This window comes from Kaistia sp. MMO-174 (assembly GCF_037147815.1).
Lineage (GTDB): Bacteria > Pseudomonadota > Alphaproteobacteria > Rhizobiales > Kaistiaceae > Kaistia > Kaistia nematophila.
The window spans coordinates 371,631-392,014 of sequence record NZ_JBBCUO010000003.1; the positions used below are offsets into that span (position 1 = coordinate 371,631).

Consider the following 20,384-nt stretch of genomic DNA (forward strand, 5'->3'; position numbering starts at 1 on the left):
CGGCGGACGCAAAGCGTGCAACCGCCGAGGCAAAAGCCATGAAAACTTGTGGTGACAATACCTTAGCTTGCCAGGAGCCCACCGCGCATTCCCGCCGCAGGCGCTACCTTCTGGGATCCGCCATGCTGTTCGGCGCCCTCGCATGGATGGGATCCCAGCCCGTCGCCGAGGCGCAGGCACCGGCGCAGCGGCCCAACATCGTCATGCTGATGACGGATGACACGGGCTGGAACGACTTCGGTCCCTATTCCGGCGGCGGCGCCGGCCTCGGCCATCCGACCCCGAATGTCGATCGCCTCGCCAAGGAGGGCTCGACCTTCACCAACTGGTACGGCCAGGCGAGTTGCACCGCCGGCCGCGCCTCGTTCATCACCGGCCGGATCCCGATCCGCTCGGCGCTGTCGATCGTGGTGGCGCCCGGCGACGAGAACGCGCTCCGCAAGGAGACGCCGACCATCGCCGAGTTCTTCAAGAAAAACGGCTACAAGACCTATTTCTCCGGCAAATGGCATCTCGGCGACAAGCCTGAAGCCTATCCGACCGAGCACGGCTTCGACGAAATGAAGGAGTTCGCCGCCTACTACGCCGGCGTCTATGCCTACAACAACACGTCGAACTGGTTCCATCCCTGGTTCCCGTCCTTCAACGCCGCGTTCAGCCAGGCCTATGACAGCGTCGTCAATCTCGGCGAGTGGGAAGGAACGGCGGGCAAGCCGGCGACCCGCGTCGGCACCATCGACTATGACAGCCTCGCGACCCTCGACATCCGCCAGACGGATTCGGCGATCGACTACATCAAGAAGAACGCCAGGGGCGGTACGCCCTTCTTCATGGACGTCAACTTCATCAAGATGCACAACCCGACCAATGCCGCGCCGGAGTTCCGCGGCCGCTCGCATCTCGGCGACTATTCCGATTCGCTGATGGAGCTCGATACCGACATCGGCCGGATCATGGACACGATCCGCGCCGAGGCGCCCAACACGATCGTCATCCTGACCGCCGACAACGGCGCCTGGCTCGACGCCTATCCGGACGCCGGAACGACGCCGTTCCGCGGCGAGAAGGGCACGGCGTTCGAGGGTGGCTGGCGCGTGCCGGGCATCATGTGGTGGCCGGGCCAGATCCCCGCCGGCGTGCAGAAGAACGAGATGATGTCGCATATCGACGCCTGGGCGACGCTGGCGACGATGGCCGGCCTGACGCCGCCGCCGCATGACTGGGTCGGCAATGACGGCAAGCCGATCTATTTCGACTCGATCGACAACAGCCAGTACATCCTCGGCAAGTCCGACCACTCCGCGCGCAATTCATGGGTCTATATCGACGGCGAGAACTTCCTCGGCGCCCGCATAGACATCGGCGGCGACCCGAAGGAGCCCTGGCTCAACATCGCGTGGAAATACCTCTACACCGCCAAGGATTCCTGGCTCGGCTCGGAGGCCAATCTCGGCTCCATCGGCGCGGTCTACAACCTGACCATGGACCCCTACGAGAAATACGACATGACCTTCAATGGCGCGGCGCCGACCCGCGTGCTGCCGAGCTCGCCGGGCCGCTTTGCCGGCCAGGACAATGGCTGGATCCTGGCCCTGATCGAGCCGGTGATCCTCGATTTCGACAAGTCGATCCTCAAGTACCCGAACATCAAGCGCTATGTCGGCGGCGCCTCGAACGACCTGATCCCCAACCTCCAGCGGCCCGACGATCCGCTGCCGCTGCTGAAGGGCTCGAATCCGCAGGCGAAGGGCAGCGGTGGCTAGCGCATTCCGTCCTTCCGTCCGGCATCGGGAAGAAGGGGCGCCGGAACCGGCGCCCCTCTTTTGGGTCCGGGAAAGCTCCCCCCGCCTCAGTGGACGCCCTTGGTCAGGCCCTGCACGAAATAGCGGTTCAGGAACAGCGCCATCAGCACGATCGGGATGGTGGAGAAATGCGCCAGCGCGCCGAGCGTGCCCCAGGTGATGTCCTTGGTGCCGAAGGCGGAGAGCAACGCCACCGACAGCGGCTTGGTGTCGGAGTTGGTCAGGAACATCGGCGTCAGGAAGTCGTTCCACGAGAACATGATGCAGAACAGCGCGCTGGCGATGATGCCGGGGACCACGGTCGGCAGGGCGACGCGGTAAAACGCGCCCCAGAGCGTGCAGCCGTCCGTCAGCGCCGCCTCCTCCATGTCGCGCGGCAAGGCGCGGAAATAGGAGAACATCATCCAGGTGACGAAGGCGCAGTTCAGCGTCGTGTTGAGCAGCACCACCGCCCACCAGGTGCCGAGCAGGCCGATGTCGCGCATCATCAGGTAGAACGGGATCAGCGTCGCGATGATCGGCACCGTGCGGATCGCCAGGAAGAAATAGGCGACGGCGATGGCATAGCGCCACTTCGCCCGCGCCAGCGCGTAGCCGGCCGGCACGCCGAGCAGCAGCGACAGCACCGTGGTGCCGAGGCTCATCACGATGCTCGACTTCAGCAATTGCCAGACATCGAACAGCTGGAAGATGCGCTCGAAATTCACCAGCGTCGGCGAGAAGGTGAAGCTCGGCGGTGACGAGAAGATCTCGCGCGGCGGCTTGTAGGCGGTCGAGACCAGCCAGAGCACCGGGATCAGGTAGAGGACGAGGATGACGACGAGCGTGGTGCGCTCGAGGGCGATCTGGCGGGCGCGGGCTTTCATCTCTCGTTGGCCCTCACATCGGCCCGGCGGATCAGCAGGGTGAACACGGCACAGAGGACGGCGATGCACAGGATGGCGACGTTGCCGATCGCCGAGGCGAAGCCGATATTGAAGAACTGGAGGCCCTGCTTGACGCCGAACACCATCAGCGAATTGGTGGCGTCGCCGGGACCGCCGCCGGTGGTGACGAAGATGATGTCGAAGACGCGGAACGCGTCCATCACGCGCAGCACCAGCGCCAGGAACACGGTCGGCAGCAGAAGCGGCAGCACGATCATGCGGAAGCGCTGCAGCGCCGTCGCGCCATCGGCCGAGGCCGCCTCGAGAATGTCGCCCGGCAGCGACTTGAGGCCGGCGAGCAGGATCAGCGCCACCAGCGGCGTCCACTCCCAGACGTCGATCAGGATCACGACCGGCAGCGCCGCCGTCGTCGAGGCGAGGAAGCCGCGCGGGCCGGAAATGCCCCATTCGGCCAGGTAATAGCCGAAGAAGCCGTAATCGACGGCGAGCAGCGCCCGGAAGATCAGGCCGACGACGACCGGCGTGATGGTGACCGGGATCAGCAGGAAGGCGAGGCAGATGCGGTTGAAGCGACCGTCGCGCCAGAGCAGCAGCGCCAGTCCGAGCCCGATGGCGAATTCGAGCGCCACCGCGGCGAAGGTGAAGACGAAGGTGTTGATCAGCGCCCGCCGCGCCGTCGAATCCGTCAGCAGCTCGGCATAGTTGGCGAGACCGACGAAGGTCCGCCGGCCGCCGCCGCGCAGAAGATTGTAGTCGAAGAACGAGTACCAGATGCCCTGCGCCAGCGGCCACAGCGCAACCAGCACGACATAGACCACGGCTGGAATGGTGAGGGCGAGGAGGAAGAGCCTGCGCCGATCCTGGAAGCGCAGGCCGGTTGCCTTGCGCTGGGGGAAATCAATGGAGCCGACGGACGTCGTGGCCAATGCGGAACACCCTAGCTGGATCTGTATCGTCATAGCGGAAGCATCGGTACGCTTCCTTACCCCTCCGCGGGGGAGAGGCAAAGGCCGGGTTCCACCCGGGCAATCCGACCCCAGATCTCACCCGTCCGATATCGAGAGCGTATCGCCCCAAGCAGAGCCATCAGGGCAACAACTCCCTGCGCCACGGACAGGGAAAAATCCGAGCGAGAGCACGACGCCCTCGCCCGGATCACAATCGGCTCAGAACAGCTTTTCAGCCTTTTCCTGCACTTCGTCGAGCGCCGCCTTCGGGTCGGTGCCGCCGACCAGGACAGCGTTCACGGCGGTGCCGAGCAGGTCCTGGATCTCCGGATACTGCGGAATGCGCGGACGATAGTCGCCGTCGGCATTCTCGAACGACTTGGCGATCACCGGCAGGTAGGGGAACTTCTTGTTCAGGTCCGGGTCGGCCAGTGTCGACTTGCGGATGTAGCTGCCGGCGCCTTCCAGGTTGAATTCCTTCTGGATTTCCGGGCTGGTCAGCCACTTGATGAACTTCCAGGCGGCTTCCTGCTGAGCCGGGTCGATGTCGGCGTTGATGCCCATGCCCCAGCCGCCGAGGCCGTACTTGACCGGCAGGCCCTTGGCGACCGGCGTCGTCGTGATGGCGACGTTGTCGACGATCTTCGACATCGACGGGTCATAATAGCCGGGCGCGCCGACCGACCACGTCTCCATCATGGCGACCAGGCCCTGGCGGAAGCTCTCCTCGCGGCCGCCCCAGTCATAGTCGACGGCGCCGGGAGGGGCCGCCTTGTCGAACAGCTCCTTGTAGACCTTGAGGCTGTTGATATTGGCTTCCGAATTGATCGCCGGCTTGCCGTCCGGGCCGAGCACCGAGCCGCCGAGCTGGGCGTTGTACTGCAGCCAGTCCTGCGCCACCGCCGGACCCTTCTGGCCATTGGCGACGAAGCCATACTGCTTCTTGGCCGGGTCGGTCAGCTTGTAGGCCGCCTCGACGAACTCTTCGGCCGTTTCCGGTACCTTCAGGCCGGCCGCCTCGAGCAGATCCTTGCGATAGGCGAGCACCGCGGCGTAACCCGCGAACGGGAAGGCCACCTGCTTGCCGTCATACTGGCCGATATACTTGATGGTCGACGGGTAGATGTCGTCGAGCTTCATCTCCTCGGCGTCGCGCTTGATCCAGTCGGTGAGGTCGACGGTGTATTTATTGTCAGCATACTGGCCAGCCCAGACGATATCCATCGTCACCAGGTCGTAATTCTTGGTATGGCCGACGAAATCCGCCTGGGTCTTGGTGAGGAGAGAGCCGTAGTCGAGAATGTCGACCTTGACCGTGGCGCCCGTCGCTTCCTCGAACTTCGGGGCCAGCTTGGCGATCACCGGTGCGAACTGGTCGTTCTGCGAGGCGAGGTTCAGGGTGATACCGGCCAGCGGCTTGTCTGCGGCGTGGGCCGCGCCCGCGATTCCCACGTAAACAAGCCCGGCGACTCCGAGCTTCAACAGCGATGCGGTGCTCATTCCTATGACTCTCTTTCATTGCGACAAGGGTCACGGCGGAGCTTACATCAAACAATACCGCACTCAAGAATTACCTTCTATTTCGCGTGCGGCGGCCTTGAGCAGATTTCATCAAGGTGATTTATTAAATTGGCAGCCTGCCTAACTTGAAGTCAGCTTGCAGAGCGATGTTTCCGATAGAACAATCTCAATGTTCGTTTGTAAACCTTTGGCCCGCATATTACCGCGAATTCGCGCTTCGCTGCAAAAGTGAAGGCAATCCAGCGATTGCCTATTTTTACATCGCGCGCAGAGAAGCGGCAATAAGCTACGATGCAATCCTTCCCGAATGAGGGTGCTCCGCATGACCGTTTGTCCACAACTCGCCGAACTGGAACGGAAAATCGCCGCCGACCTGACCTGGATCGAGGCGGCGCCGAAGGCCTGGATTCCGGCGCGCGGCGGACCGGAGGGCGCGCCCGTGCAGGATGTCGTCGTCATCGGCGCCGGCCTTTCCGGCCTCTCGATCGGCTTCGGGTTGAAGCGGCAGGGTGTCGTCAACGTGCTGCTGCTCGATTCCCGCGCCGAGGGCGAGGAAGGCCCCTGGCTGACCTGCGCGCGCATGGACACGCTGCGCTCGCCCAAGCACCTCGCCGGCCCCGACCTCGGCGTGCCGAGCCTCACCTACCGCGCCTGGCACGAGGCGATCCACGGCGCCGAGGCTTGGGAAAGCGTCGGCAAGATCAGCCGGGAAGACTGGATGGAATATCTGCGCTGGTATCGCCGCGTCACCGGCCTCGCCGTCCGCAACGAGACGACGCTGATCGCCATGGAGCCCTATCCGGACGGCCTGGCGCTTTCCGTCGAGGGGCCGGGCGGCCCCGAGCGGATCTATACGCGCAAGGTCGTGCTCGCCACCGGCATCGAGGGCGCGGGCGGCCATTCCGTGCCGGCGATCGTCTCAGAAAGCCTGCCGCGCGACGCCTGGACCCATAGCGGCGAGCGGATCGACCTGACGCGCCTCGCCGGCCGCGACGTCGGCATCCTCGGCTCGTCCTCCTCCGCCTTCGACTGGGCGACGGCGGCGCTCCGCGCCGGCGCGCGCTCGGCGACGCTCTTCGGCCGCGCCACCGAGTTCTCCCGGACGGAGGTGCTGGCCTGGACCAATTTCCCAGGCTTCCTCGGCCATTTCGCCGATCTCGACGACCTGCGCCGCTGGCGCTTCATGCGCCGCTTCTTCGATTTCAAGACGCCGCCGACGACGGAGATGTTCAACGCCGCGCGCGCCTTCCCCAATTTCCGCCTCGAGCTCGGCTGCCCGCCCGAGCGGCTCGGCATCGAGGATGGCCGCATCCGTCTCGACACGCCGCGCGGCCGGTTCGATTTCGACCATTTGCTGCTCGGCACCGGCTATGACATCGACTTGAGCCGCCGGCCGGAGCTCGCCAATCTCGTCGACGACATCGCGCTCTGGTCGGACCGCTTCGTGGCGCCGGAGGGCGAGGCGGATGCGAGCCTCGGCCGCTATCCCTATCTCGGCCGCGCCTTCGAATTCACCGAGAAGGTGCCGGGCAGCGCCCCCCACCTCGCCAACATCCATGTCTTCAACAATGGCGCCGTGCCCAGCCTCGGACCGATCTGCAACGGCATCACCGGCCTCAAATACGGCGTGCCGAGGATGGTCGCGGCGCTGACAAAGGGTCTTTTCCTCGACGACGCGGACCGGCACTATGCGGAGTTGATGGCCTATGACGAAGTTCACTTCCGCGCTGATAACTTAGAAAAGTAATTCCGAGGAAACCCATGGCCCTTTCTCCGCGCACCGAGCCTGACACGGTCGACGAGCTGCTCGTCGAGGTCCGGTTGTTCAGCGCCGAGTTCCCCGTGCTGCTGGCAAACCACCTGCCCATGATCATCGTGGCGCTCGATCGGCTGGGCGCGTCGAGCGAGCGGCTGCGCGAGTATTTCGAGACCTATCGCACCACCAACGGGCTGGTGCCGACGCCGCCGCCCGTGGCGCCGATCCAGCGGGACCGCTGGACCGACGCGCTCGGAGACCGCACGCGCGAATACGACTATCGAGCCTTCTTTGAAGCGGAAGTGCGCCGGATCGGCATCGATTCCGCGATCCAGACCTACCTGCCGACCTTGATCCCCGGCATCGGCGCCAGCGCCACCCACGGCATGATGCGTACCGCCTACGGCCTGATGCGGATGGACCCGACCGAGGTCGGGACGGCGCTCGGCTACTGGTCCACGACGTATCTCTCCATGCCGCGCGCCACCGGCGCCACGCCGATCACCGACGATCCCGGCCAGGTGCTGGCGCGAGCCTGCGGGCTGGCGGACCTGCACCAGATCGAGGCGGAAACCGACCTGCTCTGGCACAACATCCGCGCCGCCGGCGAGAAGCCGGATTTCGCGCCGGTCGTCGACTGGCTGGAAATCGGGCCCGACACGGGCCGCCGCCTCGCCGCGACCTCGCTGGCGCTCTTCGCCGCGACGATGGACTTTTCCGCCCTGCACGCGCTGACCGGCTCGCACTGGATCCGCCTCATCGGCCCGCATCTCGACGAGGCCGACCGACCGGCGCTGCAACGCTATTTCTGGCAGATCATCGCCTCGCTGGTGCCGAAGATCGGCTTCCCGAGCCTGCCCAGCGCCGAGCAGCTCGACGAATGGCGCCATTTGCCGGCGCCCGGCTGGCCCGAAATCGCCGCCGTCGCCACCCAGTCCGACGACGAGCACGACATCAGCCTGGTCTTCTCCGCCCGCGAGGAGGAAGCCGTGTATGGCGACCGCCTCTACCGCGTCGTCGCCGCCCGCCGGATGGGACTGATCGCCTGATGCCATCGCTGCAACCGACCCTGGTCGTCGCCGGCGCGCGCGCCGTCGACGGCCGCCCGATCGACATCCTGATCGCCGGCGAGACCATCGCCGCCATCGTGCCCGCCGGCGAGGCGCCGGCCGATCGCGACCGCATCGACGCCGGCGGCCGGCTGGCGACGCCCTCCTTCGTCGAAGGCCACATCCATCTCGACAAGACGCTGCTCGGCCTGCCCTTCATTCCGCATATCCCGGGCGATACCGTCGCGCTGCGGATCGCCGCCGAGAAGGAACTTCGCCGCACCGTGGCGCTGCCCGTCGAGGAACGCGGCGGCCGGCTGATCGAGCAGATCGCCGCCTTCGGCACCGGCAGCCTCCGCAGCCATGTCGACATCGACACCGAGGTCGGGCTGAAGGGCCTGCACGCGCTGCTGCGGCTCAAGGAGCGCTACTGGGACCTGGTCGACATCCAGATCGTCGCCTTCCCGCAGAGCGGCATCCGGATCGATCCCGGCGTCGCCGACCTGCTCGACGCGGCGATCCGCGAAGGCGCCGACCTCGTCGGCGGGCTCGACCCGGCCGGCATAGACCAGGACGTCACCGGTCATCTCGACGCCGTCTTCGCCGTCGCCGGGAAGCACGGTGTCGGCGTCGACATCCATTTGCACGATTCCGGCCCGCTCGGCGCCTTCGAGCTGCGCCAGATCGCCGCCCGCACCGTGGCGCTCGGGCTCGAGGGCAAGGTCGCCGTCAGCCACGCCTTCGCGCTCGGCCAGATCGACGATTTCGAATTTTTCCGCACCGCCGAGGCGCTGGCAAACGCCCGCGTCTCCATCATGACCAACGGCCCCGGCCCCGTCGCCATGCCGCCGGTCAAGCGGCTGAAGGCCGCCGGCGTCACCGTCTTCGCCGGCTCCGACAACATCCGCGACGCCTGGTCGCCCTATGGCGATGGCGACCTGCTGCGCCGCGCCCAGATCATCGGCTACCGGCAGGAATTCCTGGCCGATCCCGACCTGGAACACGCCTTCTCGATGGTCACCGAGATCCCGGCAAGCGTGCTCGGCATAGGCCATTACGGTCTAGCGCCGGGCAACCGCGCCGACATCGTCCTGCTCGACGCGGCCTCGGTGCCGGAGGCGGTAGCCGGCTCGCCGCGCGGCCGCACTGTGATCAAGCGCGGAAGGCTGGTAGCGCTGGAGGGCGTGCTGACGTCGCGGGACTGACGGGACGGCCCTCGCGAACGTGAACGGTGTTAATCCTTAGGGATGATTGGATTGGCGGGCAAAAGCTGCCATCTGTTGCCAATCGCCCCTGAATTTCGGAACGGCCCGACGTCGCGCTCGCGAACGCCCGCCACCACAACAAGAGCCCGTCTCATGCGTTTGCCTGATCCATCCGGCGTCGGCCCCGCGCCGGCGCCCGCGACGATTTCCGCGCCCTTGACCTTCCTGATGGCCGCCGCCTGCGGCGCCATCGTCGCCAACCTCTATTACGCCCAGCCGCTGATCGCCCTGATCGGCCCGGATGTCGGGCTGCCGCCGAAGCTCGCCAGCCTCGTCGTGACGCTGACCCAGATCGGCTACGGCCTCGGCCTGATGCTGATGGTGCCGCTCGGCGACATCATCGAGAACAAGAAGCTGGTGCTGATCGCCGTCGGCGTCACCGCCTTCGCGCTGCTGCTCGCGGCCGTCGCGCCGAGCGCCCTGCCCTTCCTGGGCGCGGTTCTGTTCATCGGCATCTGCTCCAGCATCGCGCAGGTGCTGGTGCCGATGGCGGCCCATATGGCGAGCGACGCCGAGCGCGGCCGCACGGTCGGCAACGTCATGGGCGGGCTGATGGTCGGCATCCTGTTCGCCAGGCCGCTCGCCGGCGTGCTGGCCGATTTGATCGGCTGGCGCGGCGTCTTCTTCGCCTCCGCCGCGCTGATGATCGGCCTGGCGCTGCTGCTGCTCCGCCACCTGCCGCAGCGCCATCCGCATTCCGGCCATACCTACGCGCAGCTGATCGGCTCGCTCTGGTCGATCTTCCGCGATACGCCGATCCTGCGCCGCCGCGCCTTCTACCAGTTTGCCCTGTTCGCCGATTTCAGCCTGTTCTGGACCAGCGCGCCGCTCGAGCTGGCGGGCGAGCCCTTCCACCTGACGCAGACGCAGATCGCCGTCTTCGCGCTCGCCGGCGCCGCCGGCGCGATCTCGGCGCCGTTTGCCGGCCGCCTCGCCGATCGCGGCTTCGGCCGGATCGGCACCGGCCTCGCCATCGCCGGCGTGCTGATCGCCTTCGCGCTATCCGGCCTCGTCTCGGTCGGCTCGATCGCGGCGCTGGTGGTCGCGGCGATCCTGCTCGATTTCTGCGTCCAGGCGAACATGGTGTTCGGCCAGCGCTCGCTCTTCATGCTGGCGCCGGCGATCCGCAGCCGCCTGAGCGGCATCTATGTCGCCACCATCTTCATGGGCGGCGCCGTCGGCTCGGCCATCGCCAGCCCGCTCTACGAGACCTTCGGCTGGGGCGGCATCCTGACGGCGGGCATCGCTTTCCCGCTCGCCGCCTTCCTGTTCTACCTGACCGAACTCTTCGGCAGCCGCGCCGCCGCGCGCTAGTCCCGAAACGACGAAAGCCCGGATCGGTTCTCCGATCCGGGCTTTCGAATATCTTCAGCGCCGCCGGGCCAGGCCCGGCGACCTTCCGGTCGATCAGTCCATGCGGACGCCGCCGGTGACGTTGATGCCCTGGCCGGTCATGAAGCGGGCCGCGTCGGAGGCGAGGAAGACGACGACGTCGGCGACGTCCTCCGGCTCCTCGATGCGGCCGAGCGGGGTCAGCGAAACATATTCGGCGCGCACCGCTTCCGGCGTCATGCCGCGGAGTTCCGCTTCCCAGATGATCTCGCGCTCCTGCATCGCGGTCTTGACGAAGCCCGGGCAGACGCAGTTGACGCGGATGTTCTTCGGCGCCATTTCACGCGCCAGCGCCTGCGTCCAGCCGAACACGGCGAACTTCGAGGCGGAGTAATGCGCGAGCAGTGGCGCGCCGACCTTGGCGGCCAGCGAAGCTGTGTTGACGATCACGCCCTTGGTGTTGCTGGCCAGGAAATGCCGGCAGGCGATCTGGTTGGCGAGGAAGACGCCGCGCGCGTTGACGTCGAAATTGAAGTCCCATTCCTCGTCGGTGATGTCGACCGCCGGCCGCATGGTCGAGACGCCGGCATTGGCGCAGAGCAGGTCGAAGCCGCCCAGCGCGTCGATTGCCTTCTGCATCGCCGCGTCGACCGAGGCGCGCTTGGTGACGTCGACCTCGACGGCGAAGCCGCCATTCTCCAGGCCTGCCACGACGGCCTGTGCCGCCATCACGTCGAGATCGGCGATCGCCACCGTCGCGCCCGCCTTGTCGAGGGCCCGCGCGATCGCCGCGCCGATGCCCTTCGATCCACCGGTGACGATTGCCTTGCGCCCTGAGAGATCGAAAATGCCGGCCATGTCGTATGTTTCCTTGCTCGAAATGCCGCCCCAACAAAACGCAATTGCGAACACTTTACAACGGCCCGGCGCGAATTAATGTTTGCAAATGTTCGTTCATGTTGCAGTTTAAACACCCGGGAAGGAGACTGCGATGCCAGCCGACGCCATGACGGGCTCCGCGACGGGCCATGAACTCGAGCAACCCGAACTCGCGGGCAGCGACTATGGCCGCATGCCGGCCGGCGCGCGCCAGTCCCTCATCCTCGACCTGATCGAGCTGCACGGCTTCGTCTCCGTGTCGAAGATTGCCAGCAATCTCAGTGTCTCCGAGATGACGATCCGGCGCGACCTGGTGTCGCTGGAGGAACGCGGCCTGCTCGCCCGCACGCATGGCGGCGCGGTTTCCTCCGCCTCCGACCCGCGCGAGGTGTTCGATCTCGAGGAGCCGGCCTTCAAGCGCCGGCGCCACCGCAACGCCCGGGGCAAGAGCGCGATCGCCACCGCCGCCGCCGGCCTGATCGGGCCGGGCGAGACCATCGGCATCGATGTCGGCACCTCGACGCTGACGCTCGCCGAGGCGGTGGTGAATCGCGCCGATCTCCGCGTCTTCACCAACAGCCTGCGCGCCGCCATGACGCTCTCCGCCTCGAAAAGCCCGGTCTATGTGCTGGGCGGCGAGGTGCGCGATCCCGAACAATCCGTGGTCGGCTCGCGGGCGGTCGGCGAACTGCAGAACTACAACATCGATCGCGTCTTCATCGGCGTTTCCGGCCTGATCGAGGCCGGCTTCTTCGATTATTCGGTCGAGGACACCGAGGTGAAGCGCGCCTTCATCGCGCGCGCCGACCAGGTGGTCATCCTGTGCGATTCGTCCAAATTCGATCACCGCTCGCTGGCGCGGGTGTGCGAACTCTCCGGCGTCGACATCCTGGTGACCGACGCCGCGCCGCCCGCCCATCTCGCCAGGGCGCTCGAAGCCGCCGGCGTCGAAGTCCTCGTCGCCGGAGCCGAGCCCGAAACCCAAACCGACTGATCGCCGCGCCATCCGCCGCCGGCCGCGCGTACCCCTTCAACAGACTGGAACGTCCTGGATGCCCGCCCAAAAGACCACCGTCATCGGCCTCGATATCGGCACGACCTCGACCATCTCGATCGCCGTGCGCGTGCCCGACCAGATCCTGCACATGGCGTCGCGCCCGGTGACTCTGTCCTCGCCCTCGCCGAGCTGGGCCGAGGAGGATCCGGCCGAATGGTGGTCGAATACCTGCGAGGTGCTGCGCGAGACGATCGCCGCCCTCCCCGACGGCCCGGATTCGCTCGCCGGCCTCTGCGTCACCGGCATGCTGCCGGCGGTGGTGCTGCTCGACGCCAGCGGCCGCGTGCTGCGGCCCAGCATCCAGCAGAGCGACGGCCGCTGCGGCGAGGAAGTCGAGGGGCTGAAGCGCGAGATCGACGAGGCGGCCTTCCTGAAGCGCACCGGCAACGGCGTCAACCAGCAGCTCGTGGCGGCGAAGCTGCGCTGGATCGCCCGGCACGAGCCGGGCGTCTTCTCGCGCATCGCCACCGTGTTCGGCTCCTACGACTACATCAACTGGCGCCTGACCGGCCGCCGCGCCGTCGAGCAGAACTGGGCGTTGGAAGCCGGCTTCACCGACGTCGCGACCGACCGCATCGCCGACGACCTCGTGGCGCTCGCCGGCATTCCGCGCAGCGCCGTGCCGGATCGCACCGTCACGCATGAGCAGATGGGCACGGTCTCGGCCGAGGCGGCCCGCGAGACGGGCCTGCCGGAGGGCCTGCCGATCTTCGGCGGCGCCGCCGACCACATTGCCTCGGCGCTCGCCGCCGGCATCGCCTCGAACGGCGACGTGCTGCTGAAGTTCGGCGGCGCCGGCGACATCGTCGTCGCGGCCGACAAGGCCAAGCCGGATGCCCGCCTTTATCTCGACTACCACCTCGTTCCCGGCCTCTATGCGCCGAATGGCTGCATGGCCTCGTCCGGCTCGGCCCTGAACTGGATGGCCCGCCTGCTGGCGGACGGCGAGGGCGAGGAGCGGCCGCATGTCGTGCTCGACCGGCTCGCCGGCGCGGTTCCCGCCGGCAGCGACGGCGTGCTCTGCCTGCCCTATTTCCTCGGCGAGAAGACGCCGATCCACGATCCGCTGGCGCGCGGCACCTATATCGGCCTCAGCCTCGGCAACGGCAAAGGCCATCTCTGGCGGGCGCTGCTCGAAGGCGTCGCCTATGGCTTCCGCCACCATGTCGACGTTCTGGCCGACATGGGCCACGCGCCGAGCCGCTTCTTCGCCTCGGATGGCGGCACCAAGAGCCGGGTCTGGATGCAGATCATGGCCGACGTGCTCGGGGCGCCGGTGCAGCTTCTCGACAATCCCTACGGATCGTCGGTCGGCGCGGCCTGGGTCGCGGCCATCGGCACCGGCCTCGCCACCGACTGGAGCGGCATTTCGAGCCTGGCCACGCAGGGCGCGCTGATCCACCCCAATCCCGCCAACCGCGAAATCTACGACAACGGCTATGCCCGCTACCGCGCCGCCTATGTGGCGCTGAAGCCCGTCTTCGCCATGCCGTAAGCAGAGGCTCGCCCAACAAAAAAGACCCCGAGCGCCGTTCGGCCTCGGGGTCGAAAATCACGCAGTTTTGCTCGGGAGGTTCGAAATCGGACATCCTGATCCCACGGGCATCGGCCGCGGCCGACGCCCGTTACGCCGCCTCAGTGCGGCTTGAGCTTCTTGCCCTTCGCCAGTTGCGACGGTGACAGCTTCGACGGCTTCACCTCGGCGCCGGTGATGCCGGAACCCGGCTGCACCATCTCCGGCGGGTCGCTCGTCGGGAAGGTTTCCTCCAACGCCTTGTCGAGACGCTTGCTTTCCGACTTGCGGCTGTGACGCGCGGCATGGCCGGGCACCATCGATTTCAGCAATTCCTTGACGGCCACTATACGTCCTCCTTGCCTGAACTCGCCTTCGAATAAACAAGGCGCGACGACTGTTTTCGTTCCGCTCCGGGCGGCGATAGCGCAGCGGGCGCTATTTCCAGACGGGCATGGAGGTGATCGGAATGGAGGCGAACATGAGCGATCCAAGCGGCGGCGCAATCGGCCGCAACCGGTCTCCCGCGGCGCGATGGCAGAGCATGCCGATCCTGCGCGCGTGGCGGCCTCAGATCCTGTCGGTGCTGCGCATCGTCACCGCGCTGGTGTTCCTGGAATTCGGCACGGCGAAGCTGCTCGGCTTCCCCTATTCGGAAATGCTCTCCAACCTGCCACGCTTCTCGATCTTCTGGATCGCCGGCATCGTCGAGATCATCGGCGCGCCGCTGCTGCTACTCGGCCTGTTTACTGGGCCGGTGGCGTTCCTGCTGTCTGGCGAGATGGCGATCGCCTATTTCTGGATCCACCTGCCGAACGACTTCTTCCCGCTCCGGAACGGCGGCATCGAAGCGATCCTGTTCTGCTTCATCTTTCTCTATATCGCCGCCGCCGGCCCCGGCGCCTGGAGCGTCGACGGCCTGCTGGCGCGGCGGCGAGATCCGGATAACGAGCGCTAGCCAGCTCTCTATCTGGTCACGATTTCTTCGGGCGAACCGGTATCCGCTGCGCTCGAAATCGCTCTAGACTCGCTCGCTCGGATAGCCGGCCTCCTCGAGCGCAGCAACGATCGCGCCCGCCTCGGCCGTGCTCTCGATGCGCACGGTCTTCGAGGCGAGATCCGTCGCGACCTCGGCGGCGGGATCGAGCGCCTTCACGGTCTTCTGCACCGTCGAGACGCAGTGGCCGCACGACATGTCCTTGATATTCAATGTCAGCATTCCAGGCTCCGTTCGTTGATCGGGCCGGATATGGACCTTCCCATCATGGCAAGGTCAAGCCCCGAAAAGCGCCCTTGACCTTCCCATAATGGGAAGCTTTACCTATATCGTCATCACGCCAGACGAAGGGCATTTCCGATGACAAGCCTCCCCTCTCCTCGGTCTCTCACGCCCGAGAAGGAACTCGACCTCGCGATCGAGGGCATGACCTGCGCCTCCTGCGTCGCGCGGGTCGAGAAGGCGCTGGCGAAGGTTCCCGGCGTCTCCAGCGCCAACGTCAACCTGGCGACAGAGCGGGCTACCATCCTGGCGCCGGCCGGCGTCGTCTCCGCCGCCGCGCTTGAAGAGGCGGTGCGTAAGATCGGCTACGAGGCCCGCGCCATCGTCGCCACGGACGCGCCCGACGACCTCTCCGAGAAGCGCGACGCCGAAGCATCCGCGCTGGCCCGCTCGCTCGCGGTCGCCGCGGCGCTGACGCTGCCGGTCTTCATCGTCGAGATGGGCTCGCACCTGATCCCGGCGCTGCATCACTGGGTGACGATGACGCTCGGCCCCTGGAACAGCTACCTGCAGTTCGCGCTGACGACGCTGGTGCTGTTCGGCCCGGGCCTGCGCTTCTTCCAAAAGGGCATTCCGGCCCTCGCCCGCCTTGCCCCGGACATGAACGCGCTCGTCGCGATCGGCGCCGGCGCCGCCTATCTCTATTCGGCTGTCGCCACCTTCCTGCCCGGCCTTCTGCCGGCCGGCACCGGCTACGTCTATTTCGAGGCGGCGGCGGTCATCGTCACGCTGGTGTTGTTCGGCCGCATGCTGGAAGCCCGCGCCAAGGGTCGCACCGGCGCCGCCATCCGCAAGCTGGTCAAGTTGCGCCCGAAGACGGCCCGCCTGCTGCGCGACGGCCAGCCGGTCGAGATCGAACTCGATGCGGTCAAGGTCGGTGACATCCTGCTCGTGCGCCCCGGCGACCAGATCCCGGTCGACGGCAGCGTCACCGACGGCTCGTCCTTCGTCGACGAGGCGATGATCACCGGCGAGCCGGTGCCGGTCGAGAAGAGCGTCGGCTCCGCCGTCGTCGGCGGCACCATCAACAAGACCGGCAGCTTCTCGTTCCGCGCCGAAAAGGTCGGTGCCGACACGGTGCTGGCGCAGATCATCCGCATGGTCGAAAGCGCGCAGGGCGCGAAGCTGCCGATCCAGGCGCTGGTCGACAAGGTCACGCAATGGTTCGTTCCGGCCGTGATGGCGGCGGCGCTCGTCACCTTCGGCGTCTGGCTCGCCTTTGGTCCCGAGCCGGCCCTCTCCTTCGCGCTCGTCAACGCCGTCGCCGTGCTGATAATCGCCTGCCCCTGCGCCATGGGGCTCGCCACGCCGACCTCGATCATGGTCGCGACCGGAAGGGCCGCGGAATTCGGCGTGCTGTTCCGCAAGGGCGACGCGCTGCAGACGCTGCGCGACACCTCGATCGTCGCCATCGACAAGACCGGAACGCTGACGGAGGGCCGGCCCGCTCTGACGGACCTCACCACCGTGGACTCCACGGATCGGGAAGCCGTGCTGCGCCTCGTCGCCGCCGTCGAAGGCCGTTCGGAGCATCCGATCGGCGTAGCACTCGTGGCCGCGGCGAAGGAAGCACACCTCGATCTCCCTGAAGTCACCGGCTTCGAGGCTGTCCCCGGCTATGGCGTCCGCGCCGAGCCCGGTGGCCGCGCCGTCGCGGTCGGCGCCGACCGCTTGATGGCGAAGCTCGGCATCAACGTCTCCGCCTTCGCCGGCGAGGCCGCCCGCCTCGGCGAGGAAGGCCGGTCGCCGCTCTATGCAGCGATCGACGGCAGGCTCGCCGCGATCCTCGCCGTCGCCGACCCGGTCAAGCCGAGTTCGGCAGCCGCGGTGGCCAGCCTGCACAAGCTCGGCCGCCGCGTCGTCATGGTGACGGGCGACAACCGCGCCACCGCCGAGGCGATCGCGCGGAAGCTCGGCATCGACGAGGTGCTGGCCGAGGTGCTGCCGGACGGAAAGGTCGAGGCGGTGGAACGGCTGAAGGCGCGCGGCGCCAGGGTCGCCTTCGTCGGCGACGGCATCAACGACGCGCCGGCGCTCGCTGCCGCCGATGTCGGCATCGCCATCGGCACCGGCACCGACGTCGCCATCGAGAGCGCCGACGTCGTACTGATGTCCGGCGATGTCGGCGGCGTGGTCAAGGCGATCGGCCTGTCGGAAGCGACGATCCGCAACATCAAGGAAAACCTGTTCTGGGCCTTCGCCTACAACGCCGCCCTGATCCCGATCGCCGCCGGCGCGCTCTATCCGGCCTATGGCTGGCTGCTGTCGCCAATGCTGGCGGCCGGGGCCATGGCGATGTCGAGCATCTTCGTGGTCGGCAATGCGCTTCGGCTGAAGCGCTACCGGCCCGTCGAATAGCAAGAAGGAAGCAGCCATGAACATCGGCGAAGCCTCCGCCGCCTCCGGCGTCTCGGCCAAGATGATCCGCTATTACGAGCAGATCGGCCTGATCCGGCCGGCGGCGCGCACCGATTCCGGCTATCGGGTCTACGCGCCGAGCGAGGTCGAGACGCTGCGCTTCATCCGCCGCGCCCGCGATCTCGGCTTCTCGGTCGAGGAGATGGGCACGCTACTCGCGCTCTGGCAGGACAAGGGCCGCGAGAGCGCCGACGTCAAGCGCCTGGCGCTGCAGCACGTCGCCGAGATCGAGAAGCGCATCCACGAACTGGAGGGGATGGCGCGGACGCTGCGCCATCTCGCCGGCCATTGCCATGGCGACGAGCGGCCGGATTGCCCCATTCTCGACGACCTCGCCACCCTTTCCGACGCGGAGACGGCGGCGCCGGCCCGCAAGCCGGCGCTGCGCGGCCGGCGATAGGCCGCGTCAGCGGCAGACGCCGAGCATCGCGTTCAACTGGCGAGCGACATGCTCGATCACACCCTCGGCGCCGAGTTCGACGCCATGCAGCAACGCCACCACGATCACCGGCGCGACCAGCAGCCAGACCCAGCGGAGCCGCACCGGACGCTGGAAGAGATCCTGCCGACTGGCAAGGAGAGCGGGCGCTAGCAGGCCGATCGCCCCGCCGAGCACCGTCTCCGACAGCGTATGGGCGCCCAGAACGATGCGCGTGACGGCGATCGCCAGCGAAAGCCCGAAACCGCAGAAGATCGCCAATCCGGCCAGCGCTTGGGTTCGCGCCAGCCGCGCCACCAGCACCGCCAGCCCGCCATAGACCGCGACCGACGCGCCGGCATGACCGCTGGGGCTGCGCAGATCGAGGCCCGGGAGATAGCCGCCGCAGGGGATGAAGGCGATCTTGGCGACCAGCACCAGCCCCAGCACCAGAACGACCGAGAACGCCCACCAGAACGCGGCGCGACGCTGGCCCGACGCCAGCAGGATCAGCGTCACCAGCAGCAGGATCGGCAGGATCACCGCCTGGCCGCCGAAACTGGTGATGAAGAGAGTGAGCGGGCGCAGCGACATCGGCGTTCCGGAAAGAGCAAGGAAAACGCGGCCCCTGCCGGCGCTGCGCCGCGCCAGGCGGGGCGATTCGTCCCGCTTCCCGCGCGTAAGCGCCACCATGGCGACCGCCAATCGCCCTGTCCATGCGGCGATGCGCCGAAGGCTTGCATCCCGGCGGCGATCCCGGCCAAGTGGGCGCCCCAATGCAATCGGACAGCCTGCTAGCCATGACCACCATCGAACGCTTCGCCATCGCGGGCCCCGCCCTCCTCCACCCCAAGGTGCATGGCGATGCACGCGGCCATTTCTTCGAGGCCTTCCGGCAGGACATGTTCCAGCGCCACGTCGATCCGGCCGTCGCCTTCGTCCAGGACAACCAGTCGCTCTCCCGCCCAGTGGGCACGGTGCGCGGCCTGCATTTTCAGCTTGAGCCGCGCGCACAGGCCAAGCTGGTGCGCGTGCTGCGCGGTTCGATCCTCGACGTCGCGGTCGATATCCGCCCGTCCTCGCCGACCTTCGGCCAGCATGTCGCGGTGACACTTTCCGCCGAGAACCGCGCACAGCTCTATGTTCCCGCCGGCTTCGCGCACGGCTTCTGCACGCTCGAACCCGATACCGAGGTTTTCTACAAGACGTCGGACTATTACAGCCCCGAGCATGATCGCGGCCTTGCCTGGAACGATCCCGCCCTTGGCATCGACTGGCCGGTCGCGGAAACGGCCGCGACCCTTTCGGATCGCGACCGCAAGCATCCGCGCCTGGCGGATCTGGCGCTCTAGCGTCGGGAGCCCTCCTGGGCGCTCTACCGCATGCGCGCCAGACGCGAGAGATCCGAACCCTCGAAATCGGTCGAGGCGCTGACCTCGGCCCATTCCCTGGCATCCGCCTGCCGGACCGCCTCGGCTTCGCCGTAGACGAACAGGGCGTCGCTGCCGAGCAGCAAGTGCGCAGGGACCTTGTCGCGCCCGGCGAGATCGATGACGACCTTGGCGACCTTGGCCGGATCTCCGACCTCGTGGCCGATATAACCCTTGAGCAGAGCCAGCATCGCTCCCACCCCCGCCTCGTAATCCGGCAGGAGCGGCGGCGTGTTGCCCCGCGCGACGAAGCCCCAATCGGTGCGCATGCCGCCCGGCTCGACCGCAACGACCTTCACGCCGAAGCCCGCGACCTCCTTCGCCAGCACCTCCGTGAAACCGCCCACGGCCCATTTGGCCGCCTGATAGGCGCTCATGCCGGACGCGCTGGTGCGGCCGCCGACCGAGGAGATGTTGATGATGTGGCCCGAGCGTTGCCGGCGCATGACGGGGAGCGCCGCGCGGCTGAGATGCACGACACCATAGAAATTGGTGTCGATTTGGGCCCGGAAATCATCCGGGTCCGTCTGCTCGAACGGCGAGAAATGCCCGAAGCCGGCATTGTTGACGAGCACGTCCAGCCGCCCGAAGGTCGCGACGGCGAAATCGACGGCGGCCTGCGCGGCCTTGGCGTCGGTCACGTCGAGCGCGAAGCTGCGCAGGCTTTCGCCATGCTTCTCAACCAGATCGTCAAGCCTTTCGGGACTGCGTGCCGTCGCGACGACGCGATCGCCCGCCGCCAGCGCGGCCTCGACGATCGAGCGACCCAGCCCGTGGGCGCTGCCGGTGATCAACCAGATCCTGGACATTGGATGTTCCTTTCGATGAGAC

General features: G+C 67.1%; 18 protein-coding genes and 1 pseudogene. 11 read left to right on the forward strand and 8 right to left on the reverse strand.

The genetic code is table 11. The features are described from left to right. Nucleotides 1-122: 122 nt before the first annotated feature. Nucleotides 123-1,763: an arylsulfatase gene (locus WFK98_RS13620; protein ID WP_336800591.1), complete on the forward strand. Its 1,641-nt coding sequence runs from the start codon at nt 123-125 to the stop codon at nt 1,761-1,763. An 86-nt stretch (nt 1,764-1,849) separates the two neighbouring features. Here WFK98_RS13620 and WFK98_RS13625 read toward each other — a convergent pair whose 3' ends face one another. The 3 genes from WFK98_RS13625 to WFK98_RS13635 all read right to left on the reverse strand — a co-directional run bounded on the left by WFK98_RS13625 (nt 1,850) and on the right by WFK98_RS13635 (nt 5,136). Continuing rightward, entirely contained in the window at nt 1,850-2,668 is an 819-nt protein-coding gene (locus WFK98_RS13625) for a carbohydrate ABC transporter permease (protein ID WP_266338486.1), read from the reverse strand. Beyond that, a complete protein-coding gene (locus WFK98_RS13630) occupies nt 2,665-3,615 on the reverse strand; it encodes a carbohydrate ABC transporter permease (protein ID WP_266338487.1) in 951 nt (316 codons plus the stop codon). Before WFK98_RS13630 ends, WFK98_RS13625 begins: the two co-directional genes overlap by 4 nt. Before the next feature lie 240 nt (nt 3,616-3,855). After that, nucleotides 3,856-5,136 carry an ABC transporter substrate-binding protein gene (locus WFK98_RS13635; RefSeq protein ID WP_266338488.1) on the reverse strand — a complete coding sequence of 427 codons (1,281 nt, stop codon included), beginning with the start codon at nt 5,134-5,136 and terminating at the stop codon, nt 3,856-3,858. A gap of 343 nt (nt 5,137-5,479) precedes the next feature. Between WFK98_RS13635 and WFK98_RS13640 the strand changes: the two genes are divergently transcribed. The 4 genes from WFK98_RS13640 to WFK98_RS13655 all read left to right on the forward strand — a co-directional run bounded on the left by WFK98_RS13640 (nt 5,480) and on the right by WFK98_RS13655 (nt 10,541). Continuing rightward, entirely contained in the window at nt 5,480-6,904 is a 1,425-nt protein-coding gene (locus tag WFK98_RS13640) for an NAD(P)/FAD-dependent oxidoreductase (protein ID WP_336800592.1), read from the forward strand. 14 nt (nt 6,905-6,918) lie between these two features. Beyond that, a complete protein-coding gene (locus WFK98_RS13645; RefSeq protein WP_336800593.1) occupies nt 6,919-7,962 on the forward strand; it encodes a questin oxidase family protein in 1,044 nt (347 codons plus the stop codon). 8 nt (nt 7,963-7,970) lie between these two features. Then, nucleotides 7,971-9,167 carry an amidohydrolase family protein gene (locus WFK98_RS13650; protein WP_266338664.1) on the forward strand — a complete coding sequence of 399 codons (1,197 nt, stop codon included), beginning with the start codon at nt 7,971-7,973 and terminating at the stop codon, nt 9,165-9,167. A 153-nt stretch (nt 9,168-9,320) separates the two neighbouring features. Continuing rightward, complete coding sequence (locus tag WFK98_RS13655) at nt 9,321-10,541, forward strand: MFS transporter (protein ID WP_336800594.1); 1,221 nt, start codon at nt 9,321-9,323, stop codon at nt 10,539-10,541. 93 nt (nt 10,542-10,634) lie between these two features. Here WFK98_RS13655 and WFK98_RS13660 read toward each other — a convergent pair whose 3' ends face one another. Beyond that, nucleotides 10,635-11,417 carry an SDR family NAD(P)-dependent oxidoreductase gene (locus WFK98_RS13660; protein ID WP_266338492.1) on the reverse strand — a complete coding sequence of 261 codons (783 nt, stop codon included), beginning with the start codon at nt 11,415-11,417 and terminating at the stop codon, nt 10,635-10,637. A gap of 133 nt (nt 11,418-11,550) precedes the next feature. On the opposite strand from WFK98_RS13660, the gene WFK98_RS13665 reads away from it, so the two are divergent. Both WFK98_RS13665 and WFK98_RS13670 read left to right on the forward strand, forming a co-directional pair. Beyond that, a complete protein-coding gene (locus tag WFK98_RS13665) occupies nt 11,551-12,432 on the forward strand; it encodes a DeoR/GlpR family DNA-binding transcription regulator (RefSeq protein ID WP_266338493.1) in 882 nt (293 codons plus the stop codon). Nucleotides 12,433-12,490: 58 nt separating this feature from the next. Continuing rightward, entirely contained in the window at nt 12,491-13,990 is a 1,500-nt protein-coding gene (locus WFK98_RS13670) for an FGGY-family carbohydrate kinase (RefSeq protein WP_336800595.1), read from the forward strand. A gap of 140 nt (nt 13,991-14,130) precedes the next feature. Here WFK98_RS13670 and WFK98_RS13675 read toward each other — a convergent pair whose 3' ends face one another. After that, on the reverse strand, nt 14,131-14,355 hold the full coding sequence (locus WFK98_RS13675) for a hypothetical protein (protein WP_266338495.1): 225 nt from the start codon (nt 14,353-14,355) through the stop codon (nt 14,131-14,133). Nucleotides 14,356-14,552: 197 nt separating this feature from the next. Here WFK98_RS13675 and WFK98_RS13680 point away from each other — a divergent pair, with 197 nt between their 5' ends. After that, nucleotides 14,553-14,966, forward strand: a complete 414-nt coding sequence (locus tag WFK98_RS13680; protein WP_266338665.1) for a DoxX family protein — start codon at nt 14,553-14,555, stop codon at nt 14,964-14,966. A 63-nt stretch (nt 14,967-15,029) separates the two neighbouring features. Here WFK98_RS13680 and WFK98_RS13685 read toward each other — a convergent pair whose 3' ends face one another. Continuing rightward, nucleotides 15,030-15,227 carry a heavy-metal-associated domain-containing protein gene (locus tag WFK98_RS13685; protein WP_266338496.1) on the reverse strand — a complete coding sequence of 66 codons (198 nt, stop codon included), beginning with the start codon at nt 15,225-15,227 and terminating at the stop codon, nt 15,030-15,032. Nucleotides 15,228-15,398: 171 nt separating this feature from the next. On the opposite strand from WFK98_RS13685, the pseudogene WFK98_RS13690 reads away from it, so the two are divergent. Beyond that, nucleotides 15,399-17,645, forward strand: a pseudogene (locus WFK98_RS13690) (heavy metal translocating P-type ATPase); the annotation flags it as partial. Between the two features lie 16 nt (nt 17,646-17,661). Beyond that, entirely contained in the window at nt 17,662-18,105 is a 444-nt protein-coding gene (cueR, locus tag WFK98_RS13695) for a Cu(I)-responsive transcriptional regulator (RefSeq protein ID WP_266338498.1), read from the forward strand. A gap of 6 nt (nt 18,106-18,111) precedes the next feature. Here the strand turns inward: cueR and WFK98_RS13700 are convergent, their stop codons facing one another. After that, nucleotides 18,112-18,717, reverse strand: a complete 606-nt coding sequence (locus tag WFK98_RS13700; RefSeq protein ID WP_336800596.1) for a phosphatase PAP2 family protein — start codon at nt 18,715-18,717, stop codon at nt 18,112-18,114. Nucleotides 18,718-18,923: 206 nt separating this feature from the next. On the opposite strand from WFK98_RS13700, the gene rfbC reads away from it, so the two are divergent. Beyond that, on the forward strand, nt 18,924-19,475 hold the full coding sequence (rfbC, locus tag WFK98_RS13705) for a dTDP-4-dehydrorhamnose 3,5-epimerase (RefSeq protein ID WP_336800597.1): 552 nt from the start codon (nt 18,924-18,926) through the stop codon (nt 19,473-19,475). Between the two features lie 23 nt (nt 19,476-19,498). Here the strand turns inward: rfbC and WFK98_RS13710 are convergent, their stop codons facing one another. Next, entirely contained in the window at nt 19,499-20,362 is an 864-nt protein-coding gene (locus WFK98_RS13710) for an oxidoreductase (RefSeq protein WP_336800598.1), read from the reverse strand. Between the last annotated feature and the right edge of the window lie 22 nt (nt 20,363-20,384).

Coding starts and splice junctions, on each gene's coding strand:
- WFK98_RS13700 (WP_336800596.1), bottom strand. CDS start 18,717: ATGTCGCTGCGCCCGCTCACTCTCTTCATCACCAGTTTCGGCGGCCAG.
- cueR (WP_266338498.1), top strand. CDS start 17,662: ATGAACATCGGCGAAGCCTCCGCCGCCTCCGGCGTCTCGGCCAAGATG.
- WFK98_RS13620 (WP_336800591.1), top strand. CDS start 123: ATGCTGTTCGGCGCCCTCGCATGGATGGGATCCCAGCCCGTCGCCGAG.
- WFK98_RS13625 (WP_266338486.1), bottom strand. CDS start 2,668: ATGAAAGCCCGCGCCCGCCAGATCGCCCTCGAGCGCACCACGCTCGTC.
- WFK98_RS13655 (WP_336800594.1), top strand. CDS start 9,321: ATGCGTTTGCCTGATCCATCCGGCGTCGGCCCCGCGCCGGCGCCCGCG.
- WFK98_RS13645 (WP_336800593.1), top strand. CDS start 6,919: ATGGCCCTTTCTCCGCGCACCGAGCCTGACACGGTCGACGAGCTGCTC.
- WFK98_RS13680 (WP_266338665.1), top strand. CDS start 14,553: ATGCCGATCCTGCGCGCGTGGCGGCCTCAGATCCTGTCGGTGCTGCGC.
- WFK98_RS13710 (WP_336800598.1), bottom strand. CDS start 20,362: ATGTCCAGGATCTGGTTGATCACCGGCAGCGCCCACGGGCTGGGTCGC.
- WFK98_RS13670 (WP_336800595.1), top strand. CDS start 12,491: ATGCCCGCCCAAAAGACCACCGTCATCGGCCTCGATATCGGCACGACC.
- WFK98_RS13685 (WP_266338496.1), bottom strand. CDS start 15,227: ATGCTGACATTGAATATCAAGGACATGTCGTGCGGCCACTGCGTCTCG.
- WFK98_RS13660 (WP_266338492.1), bottom strand. CDS start 11,417: ATGGCCGGCATTTTCGATCTCTCAGGGCGCAAGGCAATCGTCACCGGT.
- rfbC (WP_336800597.1), top strand. CDS start 18,924: ATGACCACCATCGAACGCTTCGCCATCGCGGGCCCCGCCCTCCTCCAC.
- WFK98_RS13665 (WP_266338493.1), top strand. CDS start 11,551: ATGCCAGCCGACGCCATGACGGGCTCCGCGACGGGCCATGAACTCGAG.
- WFK98_RS13640 (WP_336800592.1), top strand. CDS start 5,480: ATGACCGTTTGTCCACAACTCGCCGAACTGGAACGGAAAATCGCCGCC.
- WFK98_RS13635 (WP_266338488.1), bottom strand. CDS start 5,136: ATGAGCACCGCATCGCTGTTGAAGCTCGGAGTCGCCGGGCTTGTTTAC.